Here is a 26239-nt window from a genome sequence, read left to right on the forward strand (position 1 = left end):
CCTGGGTTCAAACGTCAGTCTGCTTCACAATCTCAAGCGCACCATCTGCCTTGATGCCAAGAGATACCTTCGAGGTAAAGGGGAAACGTTGCAGAGCGCTCAATCCATTGCCGCGATTGCTTCATCCATGCTTGATGTCAAGCAGCCGCGCATCCAGCCGCCGCGCTAGCGCGGCGCCGCCTTCGCGCATCACCGCATCGTGGTTCCACTGAAAGACCGGTCGCAACAACGGCGCCAATGCATTCATCCATGCGCGGTTCGTATGCACGCACCAGTCATAGCGGACCACGGTAAGGTTGCGTCCGTCGGTCGAAAAGCTCCACTGGCCGGTGCCTTCTACGTCACCACTCGCTTCTCCCTCCAGCGCGACCAACGGGTCAACGCGTGTCACCCGCATATCGAACACGAGGCGATAGGGTAACCAGCCCTTCCACGTATAGCGTTGTACAGCGCCCACGCCCTGATTGGAACCCGGCTCTAGCTGGTCCACGCGCTCGACGTTATTCCACCACTCGGGCCAGCGCGCCGAATCGTGGATTGCCGCCCAAACGTCCTGCACCGGCGCATCAATGCGCCAAATGGTGGAAAAGCGGTATTTGACCGTCCGCAAGCGCCCTCCATTCTTAATATTCTTCCAGAGATTTTGTCAGATGCTCACTGCACTTGCCATCACCGGCGAAACAGCACCGCGTTTCCACCCCTCGATCTTGTCGAGCCCTCTGCAACAAAACGTAGGACAGCTAGAGGCATCCGGGCAGTCTACGAGGGCCGACGGCCGAGGGCGTCAAACCCGACCGACTGCCGCCTGATGCGACCGCCGCATGTCGACCCGATTCGACCGATCGATACACCTGTATCCCGCTGACCGCTTGCGAAGTACAACGGACTCTTCGGCCATCGAGCAGTCCGACACCCATCCAGGTTAAGCGTTCGATCGCAGTACGCTTCAGGTGCGACCAACGGGTGAAACGAAACCGCCATTGAGAATCGTGTCAGTGAGCCGCAGTCACCTGCCCCTCAATGCGACGAGACGAACTTTGACTCTGGAAACGCCGGTGGCAGCGCGAAGCTCTCGCGAAGGCGCTTCGTCTCTGCGGCAGGCGTTCGCCCAAAAAGTCGCTTGAATTCCCGACTGAATTGAGAGGAGCTGGCATAGCCGACTGCATGACACGCCGCCTCGGCAGTCATGCTTTGGCGCACCATTAGCAAGCGAGCCTGATGCAATCGGGTGGATTTCACGTACTGCATCGGCGAAGTACTCGTGATGGCCTTGAAGTGGCTGTGGAACGTAGGAACGCTCATCCCGGCCTGGCTTGCCAGGCCGGGGAGGTCGAGCGGCTCTGCATAGGTCGCATGGATACGCTCCAGCGCTCTCCCAATCTTGCCAAATTGCCCCTGCATCGCTAAAGCCGCACGCATTGCGTTGCCTTGTCCGCCGGTAAGAACACGAAAATACAATTCACGTACCAGACCAGGACCAAGGATAGCCGCGTCAAGTGGCTGGTTCATTGCCTCAAGAAAGCGCAGTACGGACGCTCGCATCTTCGCATCCATTGGACTCGACATCATGGTCTCTGGCACGTCGCCAGCCGATGGCAAACCATGATGATTTATCTGAATCATGAGTTCGGCCGCCACCTGAAAGTCCAGATGCAGGTATAGGGCCAGTAGCGGACACTCGGGTGTCGCGTCGGTCTCCATCGTGAAGGGGACCGGCACTGCAACAGCGAGATAGTGCTGCGCGTCATACACATAGACCCGGTCGCCAAAAAATCCCCGCTTTCTACCCTGGCAAACGATCACGATGCCGGGATCGTATAGCACCGGTGTGCGAGACAACGCCCGGTCCGAACGCAGGATACGCACATCGCGCAACGCAGTCAGGTTGTAGCCTTCCTGAGGAGCCAGCGCGGCCAGCAGGGCCACCATCCGGCGCTGTTCACGTGCGCTTGCAGAAGAAACACGTTGCTCAATGCTCCCCTTGCGGGCTGCTTTGCTCATAGAAATAGGCAATAAATATAGAGAATTGAGTCTGATTTACGTGGAATATTCAGAATAACATGCAACTCTCCAAACCAACCCAGGAGCGTTCGCAATGCCATCAACCAAAACCATGCTCATCACGGGTGTCAGTAGCGGCTTCGGACGCGCATTGGCCGAAGAAGCGCTCGCCGCGGGGTATCGAGTCGTCGGCACGGTACGAAGCGAGCAGGCAAAACAGAGCTTTGAATCGCTTGACTCCGCAAACGCATTCGGTCGAATACTTGACGTAACTGACTTCGATTCAATCGAAGATGTCGTCAACGGAATTGAGGCAAGCGTGGGACCCCTGGACGTGCTGGTGAACAACGCCGGTTACGGTCACGAGGGCGTCATGGAAGAGTCGCCGCTTGCTGAAATGCGTCGGCAATTCGACGTGAACGTGTTCGGTGCTGTTGCCGTCATGAAGAGTGTGTTGCCGTATATGCGCGAGCGACGGCGCGGACATATTCTCAACATCACATCGATGGGCGGCTTTATGACCATGCCGGGAATCGCCTACTACTGCGGCAGCAAATTCGCATTGGAGGGAATTTCCGAGGTCCTTGGCAAAGAAGTCAAACCGTTCGGTATCCACGTGACCGCAGTGGCCCCAGGGTCTTTTCGCACTGAGTGGGCCGGTGGTTCGATGGTTCGAACGCCGCGCTCGATCCCGGACTACGACGCGCTATTCGACCCAATTAGAAAAGGACGGGAAGAGAAAAGCGGCAGGCAACTCGGGGACCCTGTGAAAGCTGCACGTGCCATGTTGTCCGTGATCGAAAACGACGAACCGCCATCGCATCTTCTGCTCGGAAGTGATGCGCTCGGGTTGGTCCGGGAAAAGCTCTCGTCACTCAGTGCAGAATTTGATGCGTGGGAAGGTGTTAGCCGATCGACGGACGGATGAGTGCGCATAGCGCCCGCATTTGGAAACGATGTGAAGCGGCTCGTTGGCAATAAACAGGCCATAAGCAGGCAACAAACAGCGCCCGATGAATCTGAGGAAGTTCGAAGCGGGCTTCTCCTTGGCGGGCCGTTTTTTTGCCTGTCGCCAACGGCCATGTCAGCGCTTTATAGATGGAATGGTCTGGAAAGCGGCCTTCAAACGGACATCAGCTTCTCAATCGTAGACACGGTATTTGCCAGTCCATGCTCGGCCCTTATCCGGATGCCAAGCGTCTGTGCACGCGCGCGTACCTCCGCCCTTTCGGCGAATTCAATGCCCTGCACAAGCGATGAAGCTCGAAGCCGCCTACCGTCCACGGGATCGGCGGCGACTCCGGCACGCCGGAGGCGATCGGCCCAAAAAAACTGGTCACCCGCAAACGGCACCACAACGGATGGCACCCCCGATCGGGCCGCAGAATGCGTGGTGCCGGAGCCACCGTGATGAACCACGAGCGATGTCCGTGGAAATAGCCAGTCGTGAGGCGTTTCGTCGATCACGTGGAAATTGACCGGCAACGCCGACCTATCCACTCCACTCCAGCCGGGATAGAACAGGGCCCGGCGCCCGGCCACCGCTTCAATGACGTCGCTCAGCAACTTCGACCTGTCGAAACCCATCATGCTTCCGAAGCCGATATACATGGGCGCTTCGCCAGCTTCAAGGAAATCTGCCAGTGCCTTCGGTGCGCACCAGTTGATCGACGAAGGAGGCACCCATTGCCCGTAGGCGTGTGCATTCACGGGCCAGTCGGCTGGTTGGCATCCAGAATCAGTCAGCAAGCTGGGCGATACGCCGAAGAGCATCGGATGATCGGTCCACAGCTCATGCCGGGGCGGCAGCCCGCACACGGCTGTCCGCGCAGCATTGATCTTCTTTCGAAAGGCTCGCCATAACATGCCGTTGACAAAGTGATGGCTTGCGCGGTTAAAAATGGCCGGTATGTACCTTGGAGGAAGAAAGGGAGAAGCGAACGCCGCGGTTGGCGTAATCGGAATGAACCCCGCACCAATGGCTTTGACGCCGAGATGTTCGGCGGCCGATAAACCAGCGAAAGCGGCAAGCCCCGAGACGATAATGGCATCACAACCTTTGCCGGCCGCTACGATTTCTCGCAGCCATGCCTCGGCATTCGTATTGGCAATGCGCGCTAGCGCATTCGCCGTGCCTGAAAAACCTTGTTCCCCTGCTACGACGCCGGAAATGGCAAGCGTCGGCTGCAGCGTCCCCTTGATGTCTCCCGCCAGCGCAACCGACGGCACATTTAACGCGCTGGCCGCGCCAAGCGTCGCGCTGTCGGCCAGCAAAAGCGCTTCGTGGCCGGCATCCATCAGCGCGCGGCACAGTGCGGCCAGCGGGCGTGTATCGCCTTCCGTGCCGTAGGTTGCAGCGACGAATTTCATGATTTTCGGCGCTTGACGGTGGGCGTGCGCGGGCGGGCGGCACCCTCAACGAACAGTTTGACGATCGCCGCGAATTCCTCCCGGAGCACGAGTCCAGGCGTGATAAGCCAGCGCATCAGTGCGCCGAAATAAAGATGATGCAACAAAGTCGCGAGATGGGAGGCAGCGAGATCGTCGCGCAACTCGCCCGTGTGCTGCCCTCGGCTGATCAGCATGACAAAACCGTCAACGTGGTCGCTGGGCGGAGCGCCGTCCTCGCGCTCTGTCGCCTCGAAACTCAGCAGGCGAAATCGAAGATAGGGTGCGATCCAGGCGCGGTGCGCTTCGCACCAGGCGGCGGACGCATCGAGCATGACGGAGATAGCCGCCTCGAAGTCCGGTTGCCGCTCGATAAGAGGTTGCAGATGCACCCTATCGATTGCAAGTTGGGCGTGAATCCAGTGCGCCAGCACGGCCTCTTTGGTCGGGAAGTGGTTGTAGAGCGTTCCCTTGGCCACGTCGGCTTCGACTGCGATCTGCTCCATCGTCACTACTTCGTAGCCGTGCGATTTAAATAGACGGATGGCGGTCTCCGCCAGGAGATCCAGTGTCCTCGCACGCTTCTTCGCGCGACGATCGGGTGTGTCCGAATCAGTCATGCTACTCGTCAGATTGAACTACGATTATATTTGAACATCGTTCAATTAAATATAGGGCAGTGTACCCGCGTCTGTCAAGCGGGAAGCGGTCGCCGCATCGGCCCGGCGTCGGCAGCCCGGCAACCGCAATCTCCCATTGAGCGTTATTGCGCACGTTCTCCTGGAACGTGATAAACGCGCACGCATCCCAACCTACCCCAGGGAAAAAACCAGTGGACTGGCCATCCTCAGGGTGTAGGATCCAATCGTTACATCACTTAATGTAACAATAAAAAATGTCATCGTGATGGGCCGCCGCACGCCCGTCGGACAACCTACTCGGAGGCAGGTATGGGTGAGACGGCCATTCCACACGTCAACGTAGACGAACTGGCGCAGTTCCGCGAAGTCCAGCAATTGGCCTATCGGTGCGTCGAGAGCGTCGGCGAGATGCTCCGGCCGGGCATGACGGAAAAAGACGCTGCCCGGCTGCTGACCGAATGGTTGCAGGATCACGGGGTGCGTGACTGGTTGCACAAACCCTTCGCCTGGTTTGGCGATCGCACCGCTTTTGAGGGCTTTTCCGGGCTGTCGCACATGGCCGGCTTTAACCTGGCTTTCTTCCCGAGCTCACGCCGCCTGGAAGAAAACATGCCGGTCATTCTCGACGTGGCGCCCGTACTGAATGGCGTGATAGCCGATGTCGGCTACGCCACCTGCATTGGCACGAATCCCATTCTCGAGCAGCTGAAAGACGACCTCGCCGAACACCGCGAACTGATCGTCAGCATGGTCAGGCAACGGCGCACGCTTGCCGATGTGGCGCGCTCGGTCGACCAGTTGTGCAGGAAACAGGGCGTAGAGCCGCGCCATAAGGCCTATCCGTTCAAGGTACTTGCACATCGTGTCGCGAAGTTGCACAACCCCGCCAAGCCGCGCTTCGTGGCGCGTTTCGGCCTGAACGCCACGCGCAATCTGATCCTCGACCAGACTAGTGCGGGCAAGAAGGAAGGCTGGTCGCCGTTGTGGTCGATCGATCGCCGTTCCGAACACGCACCGACGCCCGGCCTGTGGGCCGTCGAGCCGCATCTCGGCTTTCAGGGTGTGGGCGCCAAGTTCGAAGAGTTGCTGGTCATCACCGATGACGACGCCTACTGGCTCGACGACGATCTGCCGCATGTGCGCCGCTGGGCGCAGCGCGGACGCGTGTTGGCCGCGGCATGACGGAGGCGCCCATGCAGCTCCTGACCGAACCCGTCCCGCCCACGCTATACGCGTTGCCGCCCGCCATACAGTGCACCCATTTCACGGTGCGCTCGGGCGACGTGACGCTTGCCGCCAAGGCATGGGGCGACCCTGCCCGGCCCACCGTGATGCTGGTGCATGGCTATCCCGACAACAGCGAAGTGTGGGACGCGCTCGCCGGCTTGCTGGCACACGATTTCCATGTGGTTGCCTACGATGTTCGCGGCGCTGGGCAATCCACGGCCCCAACCCGTATGAAGGCATATCGCTTAGGAAAACTCACCGACGACTTTGTGGCGGTCATCGATGCTGTTAGCCCCCGCCGCCCAGTCCATCTGGTCGCGCACGACTGGGGCTCGATCCAGGGATGGGAATTCGTCACCGAAGAGCGCTTGCGTGGGCGCATTGCCTCATACACATCGTGCTCGGGCCCCTGCCTCGACCATGTCGCTTACTGGCTGCGAGCGAGGTTGCGGCGTCCTACGCCGCGGTCGATCGGCAAGGTATTGGGCCAGTTGGTGCGCTCCTGGTATGTGCTGCTATTTCACCTGCCGGTGCTGCCCGGATTGACCTGGCGGTTATGGCTCGGCCGCGCGTGGCCGCGGGTGTTGCGTCGCGTGGAAAAGACCGGGATTGCGCCTCGCCCGACGCAAACGCAGGACGGTGTGCGCGGGGTATCGCTGTACCGCGCCAATTTCATCCGCTGCCTGTTCACGCCGCGCAAGCGCTACGCGCACGCGCCCGTCCAGGTCATCGTGCCGACGCTGGACAAATACGTCAGCCCGGCGCTGTCCGAAGATCTTTCTCGATGGGTGCCCAAGTACTGGCGCCGTGAACTGGCCGCGCGGCACTGGGTGCCGGTCACCCACCCCGAACAGATGGCCCGGATGGTGCGTGAACTCGTCGAGCACACCGAAGGCGGTGACGAACCGGAGACTTTGCAACGCGCCCGTATGGACTCGGCACGCAAACCGCTCAGTGGCAGGCTGGCGGTCGTGACGGGCGCCGGCAGCGGCATTGGACGCTGCATCGCACTGGAATTCGCGAAGCAAGGCGCGGCTGTCGTCGCGGTTGATATCGACCTCGCCGCCGCCGAACGTACCGCTACGCTGGTCAGGTTATTAGGCCATCGCGCCTACGCGCGCAAGGTCGACGTCGGCAGCGCCGAACAGATGGAAGCATTAGCCGATTGGATCGGCACAGAACTCGGTGGCGCCGACCTCGTGGTCAACAACGCCGGCATTGGCATGGCAGGCGGCGTACTCGATACTTCCGCCCAGGACTGGGAGCGCATTCTTCACGTCAACCTGTGGGGCGTGATTCACGGCTCACGCCTGTTCGCCCGACAGATGGTGAAGCGCGGCAATGGCGGCCATATCGTCAACACCGCGTCAGCCGCTGCCTTCGCGCCCTCGCGCGATCTGCCCGCCTACGCGACTACGAAGGCTGCCGTGCTGATGCTCAGCGAATGCATGCGCGGCGAACTCGCGGGTCAAGGGATCGGCGTCAGCGCAATCTGTCCGGGCTTTGCCGAAACCGGGATCATGGCCGCCACTCAATACGTCGGCGCTAGCGCTAAGGACCAGGAGCGCATGCGCCAGAAGGCCACGAGGCTTTACCAGTTACGCGGCCTGCAACCCCAGACGGTGGCGAAAGCCGCGCTCCGCGCGGTATTGCGCAACAAGCCTGTCGTCGCCATCGGCATCGAGGCGCATTCAATGCGATTTATTTCGCGCTCTATGCCCTGGCTTTCCCGCGTGATCGCGCGCATCAGCATGGCGCCGCGCTGAGCTCACCAACCGGACGCCGGAGACCGTTATGACCCAAGAGCAAAGCCAACACAAGATCAAGGCACGCCATGTGAAGTTCGACTGGAGCCAAACGCCGATTCAATGGATTCCCGGCGACCCGTCGAGCACGCACATCATCAATGTGCTGAACCTGCTGTTTCCCGCCGGCGAACTATGGTTCTGCCGCGTCTACAACAAGGCAATGCCGCTTATCACCGACCCGGCGTTGAGGGACGACGCAGAGGGGTTTCTCAGGCAGGAAGCGGTGCATTCGCGCTCGCACGGCGGTGTGCTCACGCACTACTACAAGGCCCACGGTATTGATACGCAGCCCTTCACGAAACAACTCGACTGGCTGTTCGGCAAGCTGCTTGGCGAACAACCGCTTGGGCTGAAGATCGGCAAAACGCGCTTCTGGCTGCGTCAGCAGCTTGGCGTCATCGCCGCGCTGGAGCACTTTTTTGGGTACCTCGGCAATTGGGTGCTCAATGCCGACGGGCTCGACGCGGCTCGCGCCGACCCAACCATGCTCGACCTGCTGCGGTGGCACGGCGCCGAAGAGGTCGAGCATCGCACCGTTGCCTTCGACATCTTCCGGCATATGGGCGGCACCTACTTCGAACGCTGCTTCCACATGCTTTCGACTGTACTGCTTCTCCTGTACTTTCTGACGCGCGGCGCGCGTTTCATGCACGAGCGCGATCCCGATGCCGGCAAATACCGAGGCTTTATCCTCGGCTGGCGCGCCGGAGCGCGGCGCCGTTGCCTGCCGTCGTTCTGGAAAATGATCGCGGCAGCGCTACGCTATTTCAATCCGCGCTATACGCCGCATCACGAAGGCTCCACCGAACAGGCGCTGGCCTATCTTGCCACCTCGCCCGCGGCGCAGGCCGCCGCGCATGGAGGCAACTGGGTTCGTAATGCGAGTTGATGCGGGGTCTATCGGCTTGACGGCGTATTGATGAACGGAACGATTGCCTGAATGGTCTGCGCGGGCGCTTCTTCCATCAGCCAGTGTCCCGAGCCTTGAATGACGATCCCCTGCACGTTCGTATCGATCAGACGAGCCTGATTGATCAGGAAGGTGCCCGAGGCTTTTTCCCCGGTCAGCACCAGCATCGGCATGGTCAGCGGGGTTTTCGCGAACTCCGCAAAGTCTTGCGCGTCTTGCGGGAACGCCCGGAAGTATTCGAAGCCCGCGCGCATGCGTCCGGGCTGGGCGTAGGTCGCGGCGTACAGCTCACGGTCGGCCTCCGGCATCGAGTGTTTCGGGTCGGCAGCAAAGTCGTTCCAGAAGTGTTCGAAGTAGATCCGCTCGCGCCCTGCCACCAGTTTCAGGGGCGTCTCGCCGTAAAAGTTGTAGTGCCATTTGTCGCGCAACAACCATACTTTCTGCCAGTCACCCACGCCAGGGAGGAATGCATCCATCAACGTGATGCTTTCCACTTCGTCCGGATACTGAGCGGCGTAGGCGTAAGCCACCATTAGCCCGATATCGTGCCCGACGATCTTCACTTTGCGATAACCAAGCGCGTGCACCATCGCGTGAATATCCTGCGCCATCGCCTTCTTGTCGTACCCGGTTTCCGGCATGGCTGAAGCGCCAGCACCGGGGAGATCAGGCGCAATGACGACGCGCCGGTCGTCGAGTTTCTGGATCAGCGGCAGCCACATGTGGCTGGATTCTGCATAGCCGTGCAGCAGCACGACGGGTGTGTCGGCGCCATGCCCGGCTTCCAGGTAGTGCAGTTCGATACCATTCGCATTGATCGAATGGGACTCGATGCGCGGACCTGGTGTGGCGTGTGCCGCGGCTTGCAACGCTCCAGCAATCACGAGCGCCGCGCCGAGTTGTCGAGAGACCTTACGGATAATGTTCATGCACTTCTCCACTGTTGGACGGTTGCGCTTGCGCGATGCTTCGACGTACCGCGTGGGATTCGACGACAGACTGGCGATCCTGTGCGTGCTGCATCAAGCTTCAGATAGCGTAGTGACAGGGTGGACTGCCCGTGCGCATTTGCCGTACGACTTTCCCGATGAATACGTTCGATAAAGTTGCAGGTGTTTGCTCGAGATCGTTCGTGACGCCGGCCTCATGGGGCGATTCCGGCACAACAGTTGAAACATCGCCAAGCGCAATACCGATTCCGACACGCCCCGCGACCTGGCTGCGCACAGTTCACCGTGAACGATCTTCTTCATTTTTCTACCACTCGGCCTGACCTCGTTCGGCGGTTCTGCCGCCCATCTGAATCAACGCAGCCGCTACCGGCGAAATGGAAAATCCGGCTCATTCGCACCCGCGTTTCACGGTCCGCTACAGAGCGATCGAACATTTCCACCTTACATTTTGACATGTTATGATGCGAATCATTCTCATTTACAAAAGCGTCGCATCCACCGATCCGACGCGCCCAGTCGGCCATGGCGGCAAACGAATCGGCCCTGCATCACGAAATGCAGGTGCTCTACAGCAATCATCACGGCTGGCTCCATGCATGGCTGCGCAAGAAGCTCGGCTGCGCGCATCGCGCGGCCGACCTCGCGCACGACACATTCGTGCGTCTGCTTGCCCGTGATGAACCGCTTGGTCTGGAAGAGCCGCGTGCGTTCCTGACGACAGTCGCGCAACGCGTGATGGCCAACTACTGGCGTCGCGAGCAGATCGAGCGCGCTTACCTGGAAGCCTTGGCGCTCGTGCCCGAGCGCTTCGCGCCCTCGCCTGAAGAACGCGCGCTGCTGCTGGAAGCGCTGTGCGAAATCGATAGTCTGCTGGAGCGGCTGCCGGTCGCCGTCAAACAAGCCTTTCTGCTGGCCCAACTCGACGGCTTGAGCCATGCCGAGATTGCCGCACAACTGAAGCTTTCCATCTCGACGGTGAAGCGCCATCTGGTGCGCGCCGGGGCGCAGTGTTTCTTCGCGCTGAGCGCGGCCTGACGGATCGACGGATCGACGGATGAACGCAAGCGCGAGACCGGATATTCCTCAACACATCGCCCTGCGCGCCGTGCAGTGGTGGATGGAACTGCAATCCGGCGAAAACACGGGTGCGCAGCAACTCGCGCTGGCGCGCTGGTGCGCCGAGCATCCCGATCACGAGCGCGCATGGCAGCACATCGGGAGCGTAAGCAGCCGCTTTAGAGACCTCGCCCAAGCCTCCGCGAAAACCGCAGGCAATGCGGACACAGGCGGCGCCGCAGCCGCCCGCACTGCGCTGACCCGCACCGGCTCGGCGAGACGCCGCGCGAGTGTCAAAGTTCTCACGACCCTGCTCTTCGCCGGCGGCGCGACATGGATCGCCGGTGAACACGTGCCGTGGCGTGCATGGAGCGCCGATGTGCACACCGCACTCGGCGAGCGCCGCATCATCACCCTCGCCGACGGCACCCGCGTCACGCTCAATACCGACAGCGCCATCGATATCGGCTTCAGCAGCACCGAGCGGCGCGTGCGCCTGATCAAAGGCGAAATCATGATCGCGACCGGCCACAGCGTTGGCGAGCAGCGGCCGTTCGTCGTGGAGACCGCGCAAGGCAGGTTGCAACCCTTGGGCACGCGCTTCGCCGTCAGGCAGCAGAGCGCACTCTGCCGCCTCGATGTGTTCGAAGGCGCCGTGCGGATCAGTCCGTTCGCTGCGCCCGGCCTCACGCCGGTCGTCCGTGCCGGCCAGCGCGCCCGCTTTACGCGCGACGACGTCAGCGCACTCGAGTCGATCAGCGAGAACGACGCGGCATGGACGGATGGCCTGATCGTCGCAAGCGGCATGCGGCTCGGCGATTTCGTGACCGAACTCGACCGCTATCGCGCGGGGCATCTGAGTTGCGATCCCTCAGTGGCCGGCTTGCGGCTCTCGGGTACCTTCCCGCTCGCCGACACGGATCGCGTGCTCGACACCGTGACCCGAACCTTGCCGGTCGAAGTCGTCTTCATCACGCGCTACTGGGGCACCGTGCGCGCGTCTCGCGCCTGAAATCCTGAAACCGGCACGCCTTACGGCGCTAAAAATTTTTTCGTCTGTTGTGAGCTGTTTTCGAATCTCGCGTGACAAGGGAGATGAGAGCAACACATCGTCTATCTTCCTGCGAGCTTTGAACATGGGACAGTATCGAAAGACCGGCGCCGGCAATGACGGCTACCGCAGCCGTGGCGCATTGCGCGCGCGACAGCCGGCACACTTCGCTCGGCATCTTGCAACGGCTGCGCTGATCTCGGCGGGACTGCCGTTCAACGTGGCGCTCGCAGCCGATGCACCGTCCGCCGCCGAGGCACCGGCGCGCAAGAGCTACGACATTCCGGCCGGCCCGCTCGAAGCGGCACTCAATCGATTTGGGCGCGAGAGCGGGCTGCTGCTGTCGTTTCCGGCTGCACTGACGGACGGACGCAAAAGTGAAGGTCTGCACGGCGATTACGACGTACAGCAAGGCTTCGATCGAATCCTGGGTGGCACGGGACTCGGCGCGGTGCAGCAGTCCAATGGCAGCTATACGCTCGTGCCGCACGCCGATTCGGCAATGGACAACAGAAGCGCGCACGACACCACCCTCCCCGCCGTGACGGTCAATTCGACGACCGTGAAAGCCGGTAGCTACCGGCCACCTGCCGATGCAGTGGTGATGCGTTCGGACACACCTGTGCTCGACACGGCCCAGGCGGTCAGCATCGTGCCGGCGCAGGTGCTACGCGACCAGCGTCCGCGCAACCTGGACGATGCGCTCGCGAACGTGAGCGGCATCGTGCAAGGCAATACGCTGGCGGGCACGCAGGACACCTTGCTCAAGCGCGGCTTCGGCGGCAATCGCGACGGTTCGATCATGCACAACGGCATGCCACTCGTGCAGGGGCGCGCGTTGAACGCGGCGGCCGACAGCGTCGAAGTGCTCAAGGGTCCGACTTCACTGCTATACGGGATCATGGACCCGGGCGGTGTGGTCAACGTAGTCAGCAAACAGCCCATGCTCAAACCCTATCACGCGATCTCAGTGCTCGGCTCGACCTACGGACATGGCCGTAATGGGGCCGGCGCGACGTTCGATACGACTGGGCCGATCGGCGACTCCGGCCTCGCCTACCGGCTCGTGGTCGACCAGACCGAGGAGCAATACTGGCGCAATTTCGGCGAGCATCGCGAGACGCTCGTTGCGCCGTCGCTCGCGTGGTACGGACGCGATACGCAGGTGGTGGTGTCGTACGAATATCGTAAGTTTAACTATCCGTTCGACCGCGGCACGGCGCTCGACCCGAAGACCAACAAACCGCTCGCTATCTCGAGCCGCGAACGCCTCGACGAACCGTTCAACCAGATGGACGGCGAATCCAGCCTCGCGCAGGTCAGCGTCGATCATCAGATCAACGCCAACTGGAAGGCTCACTTCGGCTACAGCTACAACCGCGAGACCTATGACGCGGGCCAGTTGCGCGTGCAGGGTATCAACAGCACGACCGGCGCCGTGTCGCGCAGCAACGACGCGACGCATGGCGCGCTCAGCACGGACAGCTACGCGATCGCTTATGTGGACGGCCATTTCGACATTGCCGGGTTGCGCAACGACCTGCAGATCGGCGTGGACGACGAATACCGCGGTATCTATCGCAAGGACCTGCTGCGCCAGGCCACGAAATATCCGTTCAACTATTTCAACCCGATCTACGGCCGGGAGAGCCCGTCGACCACGGTATCGGCGAGCGACAGCGATCAGACCGACACGCTGCACGACCGCTCGCTCTTCTTCCAGGACAGTTTGCATCTCACCGACAAGTGGATTCTGATCGGCGGCGCGCGTTTGCTGAGCTACAACCAGATCGCGGGAAAGGGCCGTCCATTCGTCGTCAACACGGACATCAACGGCACCAGATGGCTGCCGCGCGCGGGAGTCGTTTACAAATGGACTGACACCGTATCGCTGTACGGCAGCTATACGCAGTCGCTCAAACCGACCTCGACGATTGCGCCCCTCGCCTCCGGTGTGGTGATCGATTCGTCGGTGCAGCCTGAACAGGCCACCTCGTGGGAACTTGGCGCCAAGGTGGCGATGCCCAACGGCGTAAGCGGCACGCTGGCGATTTTCAATATCGACAAGAAGAACGTGCTGGTTCAGCAGTACAACGACGTCACCAGGCAGACCGACTGGCGCACGGCAGGCAAGGCGCGTTCGCGCGGCGTCGAACTCGACGTGTCCGGCCAGATCGGCCAGCACTGGAGCGTGATCGCGAGTTATGCGTACATTGACGCGAAGACCACTGAGGATCCGCTTTACGCTGGCAAGCGCCTGTGGAACGCGCCGCAGAACACGGCATCGCTTGCCGCCGTGTACGACTTCGGCACGATCTTTGGCGGTGACCAGTTGCGCGTTGGCGCCGGTGCGCATTACGTTGGTGTGCGACCGGGCGATTCGGCCAATAGCTTCACGCTGCCGGCCTACACCGTCGCCGACGCCTTTGCTACGTATGAGACGAAACTCGGCAATCGCCACTTGTCGTTCCAGCTCAACGTGAAGAATCTGTTCAACAAGACTTACTACCCGTCGAGCGTGAACAAGTACTTCGTCTCGGTGGGCGACGCGCGTCAGGTCTCCTTGCTGTCGACACTCGAGTTCTAGGCGGCCAGGGCCGCGGCGACACTGACACCGACACTGCGCGCACGACACACGAGTACTTCGTATCGGTTGGCGACGCACGTCAGGTCTCCTTGCTGTCGACGCTCGAGTTCTGGGCGCCTGCGCTGTCGCTGCGCGTACGAAAACACGCGTTCAAATGATCAACATGAGATTGGAGCCGTTATGAAGCTTTGGAACCGTTACGCAGACAAGGGCTTGTTGCCCGCAAACAAACGCCGGACATTTCTCACTGCTGCTGCGGGCCTCGGCGCCTTGCTGACAGTCACGACACCGGCTGCGCGTGCTGCGTCGAGTGGGCTGCGCGCGGGCAAAAAAGTCGTGATGGTTGTACAACTGAAGGGGCCGGACCTGGCTATCGATCAGAAGATCGCGGCACACCTTGACGCGCGTGGCTATAGCGTACGGATGGTGGATCAGGCGCAACCTCCTGAGGCTGTTGGCGATGCGGATCTTGTGGTGATTTCATCGACGGTTTCATCGAAACAGGTGGTGGGCGGCTGGCGTTATTTGACCAAGCCGTTGTTGACTTGGGAAAACGATTTGCTTGACGACTTTGCGATGACGGGCAAGCGTCACGACGTCGATTTTGGCGAAGCGGAGAAGGAACGCTACTTGTGGCTGGTCAACGCCCCGCACCCGATTGCAGCTGGCTTACCCGCAGGCGTAACGAACGTCTACGGTAAACAGGCGGCAATGAGCTGGGGCAAACCGGGGCTTGGTGCGACGACGATTGCGACGCTGTATGGCCAACCGGAGAAGGCGGCGATCTTTGCGTATGAGAAAGGTGCGACGATGGACTACGAGTCCTTGGCGCCGGCTCGGCGCGTGATGTTCTTTCTGAACAACGACACGTTCGGCAACCTCTCGCCCGCCGGCAACAGCTTGTTCGATGCGGCGGTGGATTGGGCGGCGGGGTTAATTTGAGGGATGCAGCCTGGCTGACGTGACAGGACGAGCGAAGAGAAGACGCCATAAACGGAAAGATAGGTTCCGCCAACGAGCGCGATCTTGGGCGCCGTTGAATGGACTCGGCGACACCCAAAGAGACGGGAGCAATACAACGCAAACCACCTGCCGGCTAGCACCCGAGCGAGAAAACGCGATGGGCGGTTTTCTGAAGCACCGCTACGGCGCGCGCAGCGTCGCCGGAAGAATGACGGCCTTGTCACCAAGGCCGAATGTGCGAGAACACCGATTCCAGATGCGCCACTACCTCCTCCAAGCCAGGGGACCCGCTTATGAGCTAGCGGGTTGAGCCGCTTTCTTTTGCCTACTTTTCTTTGCGGCAGGCAAAGAAAAGTAGGTGCTGCCCCGCACAGGGGCGACGCTAATAGTCCAATAGCAAAACAAGGAAAGGCCAACGCCACGGGCGAACAACCCCAACCCCAACCTCAATTAGAAGCCCCCGCGCCACCCACCCCACCCACCCCACCCGCTCCAGCCGTCTTCAAAGCCGCTGCTTCCCCCGGATGCTGAATAGCATAAATCTCCCGATTCCGGGCAATAGTAGCCTCACTAGGCGGATAGTCATCCTTAGGCGCCGGCACGAGCCCCTCAGCCTGGGCCTGCTGCAACTGGGCCACGACTTCAGCCCTCGTCAACCCTGACGAATTGGACTGAGCAAAAGCGGTCGACCCAAACGACAAACCGAGCGAAGCAACGGCAACAGCCAAAGCGATAAAGCGTTTCATGATGTCTCTCCGATGATGAGTAAGAAATGAGTGGCTTGAACCACGCTTCTCATTCTTGTCATTTCAGCTGTCGGAGCACTGACGTGTGGATTACCGTTTTGTTATCTACGCACCGGGATCAAATCAAAACCCAAACCAAAAACCAAAAACCAAAAAAGCCAGAACCACCAGATAACAGAACCGTAATCTACCGGACCACGCCTGGTAAGCGCCCACCCCCCACACTCCTGACTCACAAAGAAGCCCGCGCCTCGCGCCGCCAGGCGCAGAAACAAGCCCCGCGCCTCCACCCGCCTCTTTTCAGGAAACCGTCATGTGGATCGTCAAGCTCGCGCTGCGCCGCCCATATACCTTCGTGGTTCTCGCCGTGTTGATCTTCATCGTCGGCCCGCTCGCGATCCTGCGCACGCCCACCGATATCTTCCCGAACATCGACATCCCGGTAGTCAGCATCGTCTGGACGTATAACGGCTTTTCCGCCCAGGACATGGCCAACCGCATCACGTCGAACTACGAACGTGCGCTGACCTCCGACGTCGACGATATCGAGCATATCGAGTCGCAATCGCTGAACGGCGTCTCGGTGGTGAAGATCTTTTTCCACCCGGGCGCGGACATCAATCGCGCCATCGCCGAGGCGGCCTCGAATTCCGCATCGATCCTGCGTGTGCTGCCGCCTGGCACGCTGCCGCCGAACATCATCACGTACAACGCGTCGACGGTGCCGATCCTGCAACTCGGGCTCTCGAGCGACACGCTCTCCGAACAGCAGCTTTACGACCTCGGCAACAGCCAGATCCGCACGCAACTGGCAACCGTGCAAGGCGCATCGGTTCCGCTGCCGTTCGGCGGCAAGGTGCGGCAGATCATGGTCGATATCGATCCGCGCGCGCTGCAGGCGAAAGGCCTTGCACCGCTCGACGTGGTCAACGCCGTCAACGCGCAGAACCTGATTTTGCCGGGCGGCACCGCCAAGATCGGCACGAAGGAATACAACGTGCAGATGAACGGCAGCACCGACACGGTGGCCGCGTTGAACGACCTGCCGATCAAGACGGTAGCCGGCGGCGTGGTGTATGTGCGCGACGTGGCCCACGTGCGCGACGGCTATGCGCCGCAAACCAACATCGTGCGCAGCGACGGCAAACGTGCCGCGCTTCTTACCGTCGAAAAATCCGGCAGCACGTCCACGTTGACCATCATTCAGCAGGTCAAGGCGATGCTGCCGCATATCGCGGCGGGTTTGCCGAGCGCGTTGCATATCACCGCGTTGTCCGATCAATCGGTGTTCGTCAAATCGGCGGTCGTAGGCGTGGCGCGCGAGGCCGTGATCGCGGCGGCGCTGACTGCGTTGATGATCCTGTTGTTCCTCGGCAGCTGGCGCGCCACGCTGATCATCGCGGTATCGATTCCGCTCGCGGTGCTGACCTCACTGATCGCGCTTTCCGCGCTCGGACAGACCATCAACATCATGACACTCGGCGGGCTCGCGCTCGCGGTGGGGATCCTCGTCGACGACGCCACTGTAGCGATCGAAAACATCACGCACCATCTGGAAAACGGCGAGCCGTTGCACGACGCGATTCTGAACGGCTCGGGTGAAATCGCCGTGCCGACTTTTGTTTCGACGCTGTCGATCTGCATTGTGTTCGTGCCGATGTTTCTGCTCTCCGGCGTTGCCCGCTATCTGTTCGTGCCACTCGCCGAAGCGGTGGTGTTCGCGATGATCGCGTCGTATTTTTTCTCGCGCACGCTGGTGCCGACCCTCGCGATGTATCTGATGCGTGCGCGCAGTCACGCGCCAGTCACGGGCAACGGCCCGATTGCTCGCCTGATCCGCTTCCAGGCCGCCTTTGAGCATCGCTTCGAGATGCTACGCGAACGCTATCGCGGCGTGCTCGGCTCGGCAATCGCGAAACCGCGCCGGTTCATCGCCATCTTCCTGTTGCTGTGCATCGGCTCGCTTGCTCTCGTGCCGTTCGCCGGCCGCGATTTTTTCCCCGCCGTCGATACCGGCGAGATTCGCCTGCATCTGCGTGCGCCGACCGGCACGCGTATCGAAGACACCGCGCGCATCACCGATGAGGTCGAAGCCCGTGTACGCAGCGTGATCCCGAAGCAGGAACTCGCGGCCATGCTCGACAACATCGGCGTACCAGTGAGCGGCATCAACCTGACTTACGATTCATCCGACCCGATCGGCCCGGAAGACGCCGACGTGATGATCACGCTCGCCGCCGGACACAAGCCAACCGCCGCCTATGTCGCGACGCTGCGCACCACGCTTTCAAAAGATTTCCCCGGCGTCACCTTTGCCTTCCTGCCCGCCGATATCGTCAGCCAGATTCTCAACTTCGGCCTGCCCGCACCGATCGATATCCAGATCGTCGGCAACAAACTCGACGCCAATCGTGTGGTGGCCAACCGCTTGCTGGAACAACTGCGCGGCGTGCGCGGCCTCGTCGATGCACGCATCCAGCAACCGGGCGACGAACCCGCGATCAACGTGAATGTCGACCGCACGCGAGCGATTCAGGCCGGCCTGTTGCAACGCGACGTGTCGCAGAATCTGTTGATCGCGCTCTCGGGCAGTTCGCAGACCACGCCGAATTTCTGGCTCGATCCGAGCAACGGCGTGAGCTATCCGCTGATGGCGATGATGCCGCAGTACGACATCAACTCGCTGCAGGCGCTGGCCAATATCCCGGTCGCGCAGAACGCTGGCGCAGGTGCGGGCGTGACGGCGGCGTCCAGTGCGGCAACCGGCAACGGCCCCGCTCCGCAAAACCTGCTCGGCGCGCTGAGCACGCTGACACGCGGCACCCAGCAAGCCGTCGTTTCGCACTACAACGTGCAGCCTGTGCTCGACATTTTCGCGTCGGCGCAAGGGCGCGACCTCGGTGGCGTGGCAACCGACGTGACCCGCCTCGTCGATCAGATCCGGCCGCAATTGCCGCCAGGCGCATCGATCGTGATGCGCGGCCAGGTGCAGGCGATGCACGACTCGTTCAGCGGCCTCGCCAGCGGTCTCGTGTTCGCGATCGCCCTTGTCTATCTGCTGATGGTCGTCAATTTTCAGTCGTGGCTCGATCCGCTCATCATCATCAGCGGCTTGCCGGGTTCGCTCGCGGGCATCGCGTGGATGCTGTTCAGCACGGGCACGAGCCTGAGCGTGCCGGCGTTGACCGGCACCATTCTGTGCATCGGCATTGCCACGGCCAACAGTATTCTCGTGATCAACACCGCACGCGAATTCCATCACGGTGGGAAGCCGCCATTGCAGGCTGCGCTCGAGGCGGGCTTCAGCCGCTTCCGTCCCGTGCTGATGACCGCGCTCGCGATGCTGATCGGCATGCTGCCCATGGCGCTCGGCCTTGGCGACGGCGGTGAACAGAATGCGCCGCTTGGGCGCGCGGTGATCGGCGGCCTTGCAATCGGCACGGTGTCCACCTTGCTGTTTGTTCCGGTCGTCTACGGGATGGTGCATGCATGGCTCGACAAACGCCGTGCTGCTCGCACCGAGGCACAAGAATCCCGCGTTCCCGCCCGCACACTTTGACTCCGATAAGAGCCTGCCCATGAATAATCCATCACTTCCGCCCGACCTCGGCGACGACCGGTCTGAACCGGCTGTCGAGGCTGATCGAACCGCTGAGACCGCCAAGGCTGACGAGGCGTTCCGCACCACCGACACGAGCGCAACCGCAAAACCGCGCCGCCACGTCTGGCCATTCGCATTGGCTGGACTTGCCGCGGCCTTGCTAATCGTCGGCATCGTGCCGCGTCTGCACGCAAGCGCCGCGCTGACCCAACAGACAGAGGCGCAAAGCATACTCAACGTTTCCGTGATCACGCCGCGCCCCGCGCCGGCCGTCCACGAATTGCTGCTGCCCGGCGCGGTAACGCCGTTCGCCGAAGCGTCGATCTATGCGCGCACGAGCGGTTATCTGGCGCACTGGAACACCGACATCGGCGCGCAAGTGAAAAGCGGCCAGACGCTCGCCACGATCGACGCACCCGATCTGGACGCCCAATTGCGTCAGGCCCGTGCCGACGAAGCCACCGCGCAGGCCAACTTCGACTTCGCGAAGACCACTGCGCAGCGCTGGCAGGAGATGCTGAAGACCCAATCGGTCGCGCAACAGGACGCCGATACCAAAGTCAGCGACATGGAGGCGCGCCGCGCGATGCTGGCGTCGGCGCAGGCCAATGTCGCACATCTGGCCGAACTGGTGTCGTACGAGAAAATCACCGCGCCGTTTGACGGCACGATCACCGCGCGCAACGTCGATGTCGGCGCCTTGGTGACGGCGGGCGGTACGCCCGGCACGGCGGGTATGTCGGGCGAGCTGTTTCATATTCAGCAAACCGGTGAACTGCGCGTGTTCGTCGACGTGCCGCAGGACGACGCGCCGTACGTGACGCCCGATACAGGCGTGTACCTGACCGCCCAGCAGTATCCCGGCCGGCATATTGCCGCCAAGGTGGCGCGCACGACCGGCTCGATCGATCCGTCGAGCCGCACGCTGCGCGTCGAGGTGGACGTCGATAACAAGGATGGCACGCTGATGCCGGGGGCTTACGCACAGGTGCATCTGCAGTTGCAGTCGACCACACCGGCGCTCGATCTGCCGGTGAGCGCGCTGCTCTTTCGCCCCAATGGCGTGACGGTCGCCGTGGTCGACGGCAACGGCCGCGCGGCGCTCAGGACGGTGCACATCGGCCGCGATTTCGGCACGCATGTGGAGATCACCACGGGCCTCGCCGCGACCGACCGCGTGATCGATAACCCCGGCGATTCGCTGAGTACCGGCCAGCTCGTGCAGATCGCGCCGGCCGCGCATAGCTGAGCGCCAGTCATCGAAAGGATGTGCCGAATGTTTCCCATCTCTCTTCCACGCCGGTTGTTGTGCCTCTCGTTGCGCCTCTCGTTGCGCCGCTCGTTGGCCGTCACGTTGATCGGCGCACTGCTGAGCGCCTGCTCGACTTTGCCGCCGTACCAGCGGCCTACTGCCGAGATCCCCGCGCAATACGCAGGCGCGGCGCCTGGCTGGGCCCAGGCTGCGCCTGCCGACACCACACCGCGTGGCCCCTGGTGGACGATCTTCAACGATCCGGTGCTGAATCAACTCGAAGCGCGTGTCGACGTCTCGAATCAGACCGTGCGCAAGGCGGTTGCGCAGGTGCAGCAAGCGCGTTCAATGGTGGATTACCAGCGCGCCGGCTTTTTCCCAACCATCACCGCCGGCGCCGCACAGGACCGCTCGCGGACTTCGCAGAACGTCGAGGGCAAATCGCTCGCGGGCAAGACCGTGCCGGATTATTCGGCCGGCGTATCCGCGAGCTGGGAGCCGGACCTGTTCGGCCGGGTGCGCGACAGCGTGACCGGCGCGCGAGCCGATGCCGATGCGAGCGCGGCGGATCTCGAAGCCGTGCGCCTGTCGATGAGCGCCGATCTTGCCGTCGACTATTTCTCCCTGCGCTCGCTCGACACGCAAAAGAAGCTGCTCGACGACAGCGTGACCGCCTATGCCGCCGCCTTGAAGCTGCTGCAACAGCAATTGAAAGACGGCGCGATCGATGCCTCCGCGGTTGCCCAGGCCACCACCCAACTTGAAGCGACGCGCACGCAAGACACCGACATCGACGTGACGCGCGCGCAGATGCAGCATGCGATCGCCACGCTGATCGGCGAGCCGGCCTCGACCTTCACGCTGCCGCCAAACGGCTCCTCGGCAACGCCGCCGGCGATTCCCGTTGGCGTGCCGTCGCAACTGCTCGAACGGCGCCCGGATATCGCCGCCGCCGAACGGCGCGTGGCCTCGGCGAACGCACAGATCGGCGAGGCGCATGCGGCTTTCTTCCCCGATCTGGTGCTGTCGGCGAGCGCGGGCCTGGAGAGCACCTTCTTCGCGCCGTGGCTAAGCGCGCCGAGTTTGTTCTGGTCGCTCGGCCCACAGCTTGTCGGCACGCTGTTCGACGGCGGCAAGCGCACGGCCAGCCTGCACGGCGCGACGGCACAGTACGACGGCGCGGTCGCGGATTACCGGCAATCGGTGCTGGTGGCCTTCCAGCAGGTCGAGGACAATCTGTCCGCCCTGCATTCGCTCGCCGACGAAGCCGCCAGCCAGCAGCGCGCCACCACGGCCGCCGATCTGTCGTTGCGGCTCACGACCAACCGCTTCAACGCGGGCGCGGTCAGCTATCTCGACGTGGTGACCGCGCAGACGATCGCGCTGACGAACCAGCGCACCGCGGATCAGATCGCGGCGCGGCAGTTGGAGTCGAGTGTGTTGTTGCTGAAGGCGCTGGGTGGAACGTGGCATGGCGAGAGCAAGGGCGCGGCGACGCCGGAGGTGGCGGCGACTCCGCCAGCCTCTACACCCGCCGGAACGTAAGAACGAAACACGTGCTTTGCGCGTCGCTCTCCGCATGCACCGTGCCGCCATGCAACTCCATGATCGTGCGGACAATGGCAAGCCCGAGCCCTGTCGAACCCGGGGATCCTTGCGATACGCCGGACGAAGGCAAGGCGCTGCGCGACGGGTCGACGCGATAGAAACGGTCGAAGATCCGTTCGAGATGCTCGGCGGCAATCGGCTGCCCCTGGTTCGACACGGTGACGCGCACGGCGTCGGCCAAAGCGCGAACATCGAGCGCAATCTCGCCGCCGCGCGGCGTATAGCGGATCGCATTGGCAAGCAGATTGCTGACGGCGCGCCGAAACAGTTCAAGATCTGCCGTCAGCGTCGCCGAACCGGTGACCTGCATCCTGACATTCGCATCGTCAGCGATACCTTCGAAGTATTCGGCGATGCGCGTCAGTTCCTGCGCCGCATCGAACTTGCGCATGTGTTTGACGAACTGCGGATGTTCAGCGCGTGCGAGAAACAGCACGTTTTCGATCATCCGTGAAAGACGATCGCACTCTTCCAGATTCGACGCGAGCACCGCTTCATATTCGTCGGTGGAGCGTGGGCGGGCAAGCGCGACTTCGGTGGCGCCGCGCATATTGCCCAGCGGCGTACGCATATCGTGCGCGAGATCCGCGGTGAAACGCGACAGGCGCTGAAAGCCGTGATCGACGCGTTCGAGCATGGCATTCAGTGCTTTCACCAGCGCTTCGAGTTCGCTCGGCACACGCGCCACCGTGATCCGCGTATTCAGGCGATTGACCGTGACGCGGCCGGCACTCTCCGCGATATCGCGCAACGGCCGCAGGGCGGCGCGAATCAGCAGATAGCCCAGCAACATGGCCAGAATCACACCGGCCGCGCCTGCGATGTTGAGCTTGTCGCGATAGCGGTCGAGCAGCCGCCAGCGGTCGCTCATGTTGCGCGCGATCAGCACGGTCGCCGTGTCGCCGTTGCGCAACCGCGCGTCCGCGAGAATGCCGCGGATCGGTGCGCCGTTGCGGCCGCTCCAGGCGCCGATAGCCGCATCGGTAATGCGTGCCGAAGCTGCAATACGCGGGAGCGGCGGCAACGCGGCGATCGTTTCGACGCCGCCGGATTCGGTGGTCTCGCCGGGATCATGGAGGTCGCCTGTGTCGCTTACGTCGCTTACGTCGCTTGCGTCGCCTGCTTCGCTTGCCGCATTGAGCGCAGTGGAAGCATCAGGTGTATTTGACACCGTAGATGCGGCGCTGCTGGCCGTACCGCCCGTTGCCGGGAATGTCTTCCCAGCGTTGTGCTCGATCGCCATGCGCCCATCGGGACCGAACACCTCCATCGACATCGCCTGATTGCCCAGCACGGTGCTGGTCAAGCGCTCACCGTGCTCGCGAATCCCATTCGCCGTATCGAGTTCCTGGGCGAGCCGCCGCGCATGGCGTGCCGCAAGCACGATGTCGAGATCGTCCTGCGCCTTGATCTGCTTCTCCAGCGCAAGGTACAGAAAACTCCCGACGAGCACGAAAACCGCGAGTGTGGTGACACCGAATGCAAGCGCGAGCGTTGCGGCAAGCGAGCGGCCGCGCATCAAGCAGCGTCCTTCAGTTCGAGCACATAGCCGACGCCGCGCACCGTGTGAATCAGCTTGACGGGAAAGTTGTCGTCGATCTTGGTGCGCAGCCGGCGGATCGCGACTTCGACGACATTGGTGTCGCTGTCGAAATTCATGTCCCACACATAGGACGCAATCTGCGTGCGGCTCAGTACTTCGCCCTGGCGGCGCGCGAGCAACTGCAGCAGCGAAAACTCGCGCGGCGTGAGATCGATACGCGTGCCACCGCGTTTCACGCGCCGGCGATTGACGTCCATTTCCAGGTCGCCCACCTTGATCAGTTCGCTTTCGCGCGGCGGTCCACGGCGCGCCAGCGTGCGCACGCGGGCCAGCAATTCGACAAACGCGAAGGGCTTGACGAGGTAATCGTCCGCGCCGAGTTCGAGGCCACGCACGCGGTCGTCGACGTCGTCGCGGGCGGTGAGGAACAGCACCGGCGTGGTACGCGTGCTGCGCAGGGTCTTGACGACGGTCCAGCCGTCCATGCCGGGCAGCATCACGTCGAGCACGATCACGTCGTATTCTTCTTCCTGCGCGAGGATCAGCCCTTGTGGGCCGTCGTTCGCAACGTCGACCGCGTAGCCGGATTCTTCCAGGCCCTTCTTCAGATAAGCCGCTGTTTTGAGCTCGTCCTCGATCACCAGGATTCGCATGGGGAGTGCTCCGCTGTGCTTGACCGTCAAATCATACCGGCAAGCGGAGCGCGCGATGATTACGATCCGGTAATGTTGGCTGTGGACGGCGATCTGACACCCTCATGGCGCAGCCGCTTCACGCGGGCGATGAACTCGCGCAGCAGTCCCCGCCCGCCAATCGCCAGCAGGCCCCACGGCGAGTTGATGGTCTGCACGGTCCACGCGGTGGACGCTTCCCCGCGGGACCAGTACGACTTGAAGCGCTCCGTTCCCACGCCGAAGTCGAGGTCGAAGCCGTTCTCGAAGGCCCATTTGACGCATTGCTCCACCGCGATCAAACCGGGGCAGCATTTGCTGTAGAACGGGTCGTAACCCGCAAAGATCGCGCTCGCGCAAGGGTTGCCGAGACTGACGATGATGCCGGCAACCGGCGCTTCATCCACCGTCACCACGATCAGGCGCGCCATCGAGGGCACGTCGGGCGAGTAGATCAGCTTGCCGAGGAAGCACTCGAACTCGGGCGAATCGATCCACGGGTTGCGTTTGCCGACCCGCTCGCTCCACAGGCGTTTGCAGCGGAACATCCACGCAATGATCGACACCGTTTCGCTTTCGTCGACGGGGTCGACGATGCGCACGGCGACCTTGCCTTGCTTGGAGAGACGTTTTGTGAAGGTGCCGGGCCGTTTGCCGAACAGCGTGCCCAGCGTCTGGCAATACTGGTCCCAGTCGCTCTCGCTGCGCAACGCCACGGCAGACGCGCTGTGGGGTTTGGCAAACAACACCCTGCGGGCCTGGGTCGCAAGCCGGTATAGATGCAGCGTGTCCCGCACAAACTGAACGCGAATAAAATCGGCGCCGCAACGCCGCTGCGCGGTCTCCCAGGCGCCGGCGATCAAGGCCGGAGCGGATGCGCTGTTTTCCACCAGCACGCTCGTGTAGTCCCCGCCTTCAGGCCCAAGCGCTACGAGATACGTCCAGAGCCAACGACGGTAGGTCTCGAGCGGCCAGATCATGACCAGTTGCCCGTCTTCCCGGCACACGATGCATTGGAGCTTGTGGCCATGCGGCTTCGCTGCGTGCTTCCACGCCAGCCAGCAAAAACTGAACGACTGGTAGTAGTAGCCGTTTGCCCTCGACCACAGCGTGTTCCATTCCGTCTGCAAGGCCCAAAATTCCGCCTCGTCGCTGATGATGTCGTAGCGTCGCGTTGTCGGCGTCGCCGGTGTTGCCTGGTCCATATCGCCTCACATGAAGCCGAGCGGTGTG

At 62.0% G+C, this 26239-nt stretch carries 20 protein-coding genes; 11 read left to right on the forward strand and 9 right to left on the reverse strand.

The features are described from left to right. Positions 1-121: 121 nt before the first annotated feature. Both KHO23_RS07915 and KHO23_RS07920 read right to left on the reverse strand, forming a co-directional pair. Entirely contained in the window at positions 122-610 is a 489-nt protein-coding gene (locus KHO23_RS07915) for an SRPBCC family protein (protein ID WP_211610463.1), read from the reverse strand. A gap of 407 nt (positions 611-1017) precedes the next feature. Further along, complete coding sequence (locus tag KHO23_RS07920) at positions 1018-1929, reverse strand: AraC family transcriptional regulator (protein WP_211610786.1); 912 nt, start codon at positions 1927-1929, stop codon at positions 1018-1020. 166 nt (positions 1930-2095) lie between these two features. On the opposite strand from KHO23_RS07920, the gene KHO23_RS07925 reads away from it, so the two are divergent. Further along, positions 2096-2929, forward strand: coding sequence for an oxidoreductase (locus tag KHO23_RS07925; RefSeq protein ID WP_211610464.1), 834 nt, complete (start codon positions 2096-2098; stop codon positions 2927-2929). A 194-nt stretch (positions 2930-3123) separates the two neighbouring features. On the opposite strand, the gene KHO23_RS07930 is transcribed toward KHO23_RS07925, so the two are convergent. Both KHO23_RS07930 and KHO23_RS07935 read right to left on the reverse strand, forming a co-directional pair. Further along, the gene (locus KHO23_RS07930; RefSeq protein WP_211610465.1) at positions 3124-4371 is read right to left on the reverse strand and encodes a glycosyltransferase; all 1248 of its coding nucleotides are present in this window, start codon (positions 4369-4371) and stop codon (positions 3124-3126) included. Beyond that, the gene (locus KHO23_RS07935) at positions 4368-5009 is read right to left on the reverse strand and encodes a TetR/AcrR family transcriptional regulator (RefSeq protein ID WP_211610466.1); all 642 of its coding nucleotides are present in this window, start codon (positions 5007-5009) and stop codon (positions 4368-4370) included. Before KHO23_RS07935 ends, KHO23_RS07930 begins: the two co-directional genes overlap by 4 nt. Positions 5010-5339: 330 nt before the next feature. On the opposite strand from KHO23_RS07935, the gene KHO23_RS07940 reads away from it, so the two are divergent. The 3 genes from KHO23_RS07940 to KHO23_RS07950 are packed head-to-tail and all read left to right on the forward strand — an operon-like array spanning position 5340 to position 8954. Continuing rightward, on the forward strand, positions 5340-6212 hold the full coding sequence (locus KHO23_RS07940) for a M24 family metallopeptidase (RefSeq protein WP_211610467.1): 873 nt from the start codon (positions 5340-5342) through the stop codon (positions 6210-6212). Positions 6213-6223: 11 nt separating this feature from the next. After that, complete coding sequence (locus KHO23_RS07945; RefSeq protein WP_211610468.1) at positions 6224-8023, forward strand: SDR family oxidoreductase; 1800 nt, start codon at positions 6224-6226, stop codon at positions 8021-8023. A gap of 28 nt (positions 8024-8051) precedes the next feature. After that, the gene (locus KHO23_RS07950) at positions 8052-8954 is read left to right on the forward strand and encodes a metal-dependent hydrolase (protein ID WP_211610469.1); all 903 of its coding nucleotides are present in this window, start codon (positions 8052-8054) and stop codon (positions 8952-8954) included. Positions 8955-8962: 8 nt separating this feature from the next. Here the strand turns inward: KHO23_RS07950 and KHO23_RS07955 are convergent, their stop codons facing one another. Continuing rightward, positions 8963-9904, reverse strand: coding sequence for an alpha/beta fold hydrolase (locus KHO23_RS07955; protein ID WP_211610470.1), 942 nt, complete (start codon positions 9902-9904; stop codon positions 8963-8965). A gap of 546 nt (positions 9905-10450) precedes the next feature. Here KHO23_RS07955 and KHO23_RS07960 point away from each other — a divergent pair. The 4 genes from KHO23_RS07960 to KHO23_RS07975 all read left to right on the forward strand — a co-directional run bounded on the left by KHO23_RS07960 (position 10451) and on the right by KHO23_RS07975 (position 15564). Further along, entirely contained in the window at positions 10451-10963 is a 513-nt protein-coding gene (locus KHO23_RS07960) for a sigma-70 family RNA polymerase sigma factor (protein ID WP_211610471.1), read from the forward strand. Positions 10964-10982: 19 nt separating this feature from the next. Next, positions 10983-11996, forward strand: a complete 1014-nt coding sequence (locus KHO23_RS07965) for a FecR domain-containing protein (protein ID WP_211610472.1) — start codon at positions 10983-10985, stop codon at positions 11994-11996. 124 nt (positions 11997-12120) lie between these two features. Next, positions 12121-14622, forward strand: coding sequence for a TonB-dependent siderophore receptor (locus tag KHO23_RS07970; RefSeq protein WP_211610473.1), 2502 nt, complete (start codon positions 12121-12123; stop codon positions 14620-14622). A 180-nt stretch (positions 14623-14802) separates the two neighbouring features. Next, positions 14803-15564, forward strand: coding sequence for a cobalamin B12-binding domain-containing protein (locus tag KHO23_RS07975; RefSeq protein WP_236066744.1), 762 nt, complete (start codon positions 14803-14805; stop codon positions 15562-15564). A gap of 467 nt (positions 15565-16031) precedes the next feature. Here KHO23_RS07975 and KHO23_RS07980 read toward each other — a convergent pair whose 3' ends face one another. Then, on the reverse strand, positions 16032-16331 hold the full coding sequence (locus KHO23_RS07980) for a DUF4148 domain-containing protein (RefSeq protein ID WP_211610474.1): 300 nt from the start codon (positions 16329-16331) through the stop codon (positions 16032-16034). 313 nt (positions 16332-16644) lie between these two features. On the opposite strand from KHO23_RS07980, the gene KHO23_RS07985 reads away from it, so the two are divergent. The 3 genes from KHO23_RS07985 to KHO23_RS07995 are packed head-to-tail and all read left to right on the forward strand — an operon-like array spanning position 16645 to position 22729. Continuing rightward, entirely contained in the window at positions 16645-19890 is a 3246-nt protein-coding gene (locus KHO23_RS07985) for an efflux RND transporter permease subunit (RefSeq protein ID WP_211610475.1), read from the forward strand. 19 nt (positions 19891-19909) lie between these two features. After that, positions 19910-21181 carry an efflux RND transporter periplasmic adaptor subunit gene (locus KHO23_RS07990; RefSeq protein ID WP_211610476.1) on the forward strand — a complete coding sequence of 424 codons (1272 nt, stop codon included), beginning with the start codon at positions 19910-19912 and terminating at the stop codon, positions 21179-21181. Between the two features lie 27 nt (positions 21182-21208). Continuing rightward, a complete protein-coding gene (locus KHO23_RS07995; protein WP_211610477.1) occupies positions 21209-22729 on the forward strand; it encodes an efflux transporter outer membrane subunit in 1521 nt (506 codons plus the stop codon). Here KHO23_RS07995 and KHO23_RS08000 read toward each other — a convergent pair. The 3 genes from KHO23_RS08000 to KHO23_RS08010 are packed head-to-tail and all read right to left on the reverse strand — an operon-like array spanning position 22710 to position 26211. Then, entirely contained in the window at positions 22710-24311 is a 1602-nt protein-coding gene (locus KHO23_RS08000) for a heavy metal sensor histidine kinase (RefSeq protein ID WP_211610478.1), read from the reverse strand. The genes KHO23_RS07995 and KHO23_RS08000 overlap by 20 nt on opposite strands. Beyond that, positions 24311-24988 carry a heavy metal response regulator transcription factor gene (locus KHO23_RS08005; RefSeq protein WP_153140771.1) on the reverse strand — a complete coding sequence of 226 codons (678 nt, stop codon included), beginning with the start codon at positions 24986-24988 and terminating at the stop codon, positions 24311-24313. Before KHO23_RS08005 ends, KHO23_RS08000 begins: the two co-directional genes overlap by 1 nt. A gap of 59 nt (positions 24989-25047) precedes the next feature. Next, positions 25048-26211 carry a GNAT family N-acetyltransferase gene (locus KHO23_RS08010; RefSeq protein ID WP_211610479.1) on the reverse strand — a complete coding sequence of 388 codons (1164 nt, stop codon included), beginning with the start codon at positions 26209-26211 and terminating at the stop codon, positions 25048-25050. Positions 26212-26239 lie beyond the last annotated feature (28 nt).

This window comes from Paraburkholderia haematera (assembly GCF_905220975.1).
In the GTDB taxonomy this organism is placed as follows: domain Bacteria; phylum Pseudomonadota; class Gammaproteobacteria; order Burkholderiales; family Burkholderiaceae; genus Paraburkholderia; species Paraburkholderia haematera.

What these genes read in the sequence shown, in the direction of transcription:
- KHO23_RS07925 (WP_211610464.1), top strand. Translation starts at nt 2,096, where the DNA reads ATGCCATCAACCAAAACCATGCTCATCACGGGTGTCAGTAGCGGCTTC.
- KHO23_RS07965 (WP_211610472.1), top strand. Translation starts at nt 10,983, where the DNA reads ATGAACGCAAGCGCGAGACCGGATATTCCTCAACACATCGCCCTGCGC.
- KHO23_RS07950 (WP_211610469.1), top strand. Translation starts at nt 8,052, where the DNA reads ATGACCCAAGAGCAAAGCCAACACAAGATCAAGGCACGCCATGTGAAG.
- KHO23_RS07945 (WP_211610468.1), top strand. Translation starts at nt 6,224, where the DNA reads ATGCAGCTCCTGACCGAACCCGTCCCGCCCACGCTATACGCGTTGCCG.
- KHO23_RS07935 (WP_211610466.1), bottom strand. Translation starts at nt 5,009, where the DNA reads ATGACTGATTCGGACACACCCGATCGTCGCGCGAAGAAGCGTGCGAGG.
- KHO23_RS07975 (WP_236066744.1), top strand. Translation starts at nt 14,803, where the DNA reads ATGAAGCTTTGGAACCGTTACGCAGACAAGGGCTTGTTGCCCGCAAAC.
- KHO23_RS07985 (WP_211610475.1), top strand. Translation starts at nt 16,645, where the DNA reads ATGTGGATCGTCAAGCTCGCGCTGCGCCGCCCATATACCTTCGTGGTT.
- KHO23_RS08005 (WP_153140771.1), bottom strand. Translation starts at nt 24,988, where the DNA reads ATGCGAATCCTGGTGATCGAGGACGAGCTCAAAACAGCGGCTTATCTG.
- KHO23_RS07920 (WP_211610786.1), bottom strand. Translation starts at nt 1,929, where the DNA reads ATGGTGGCCCTGCTGGCCGCGCTGGCTCCTCAGGAAGGCTACAACCTG.
- KHO23_RS08010 (WP_211610479.1), bottom strand. Translation starts at nt 26,211, where the DNA reads ATGGACCAGGCAACACCGGCGACGCCGACAACGCGACGCTACGACATC.
- KHO23_RS07990 (WP_211610476.1), top strand. Translation starts at nt 19,910, where the DNA reads ATGAATAATCCATCACTTCCGCCCGACCTCGGCGACGACCGGTCTGAA.
- KHO23_RS07955 (WP_211610470.1), bottom strand. Translation starts at nt 9,904, where the DNA reads ATGAACATTATCCGTAAGGTCTCTCGACAACTCGGCGCGGCGCTCGTG.
- KHO23_RS07940 (WP_211610467.1), top strand. Translation starts at nt 5,340, where the DNA reads ATGGGTGAGACGGCCATTCCACACGTCAACGTAGACGAACTGGCGCAG.
- KHO23_RS07980 (WP_211610474.1), bottom strand. Translation starts at nt 16,331, where the DNA reads ATGAAACGCTTTATCGCTTTGGCTGTTGCCGTTGCTTCGCTCGGTTTG.
- KHO23_RS08000 (WP_211610478.1), bottom strand. Translation starts at nt 24,311, where the DNA reads ATGCGCGGCCGCTCGCTTGCCGCAACGCTCGCGCTTGCATTCGGTGTC.
- KHO23_RS07995 (WP_211610477.1), top strand. Translation starts at nt 21,209, where the DNA reads ATGTTTCCCATCTCTCTTCCACGCCGGTTGTTGTGCCTCTCGTTGCGC.
- KHO23_RS07970 (WP_211610473.1), top strand. Translation starts at nt 12,121, where the DNA reads ATGGGACAGTATCGAAAGACCGGCGCCGGCAATGACGGCTACCGCAGC.
- KHO23_RS07960 (WP_211610471.1), top strand. Translation starts at nt 10,451, where the DNA reads ATGGCGGCAAACGAATCGGCCCTGCATCACGAAATGCAGGTGCTCTAC.
- KHO23_RS07930 (WP_211610465.1), bottom strand. Translation starts at nt 4,371, where the DNA reads ATGAAATTCGTCGCTGCAACCTACGGCACGGAAGGCGATACACGCCCG.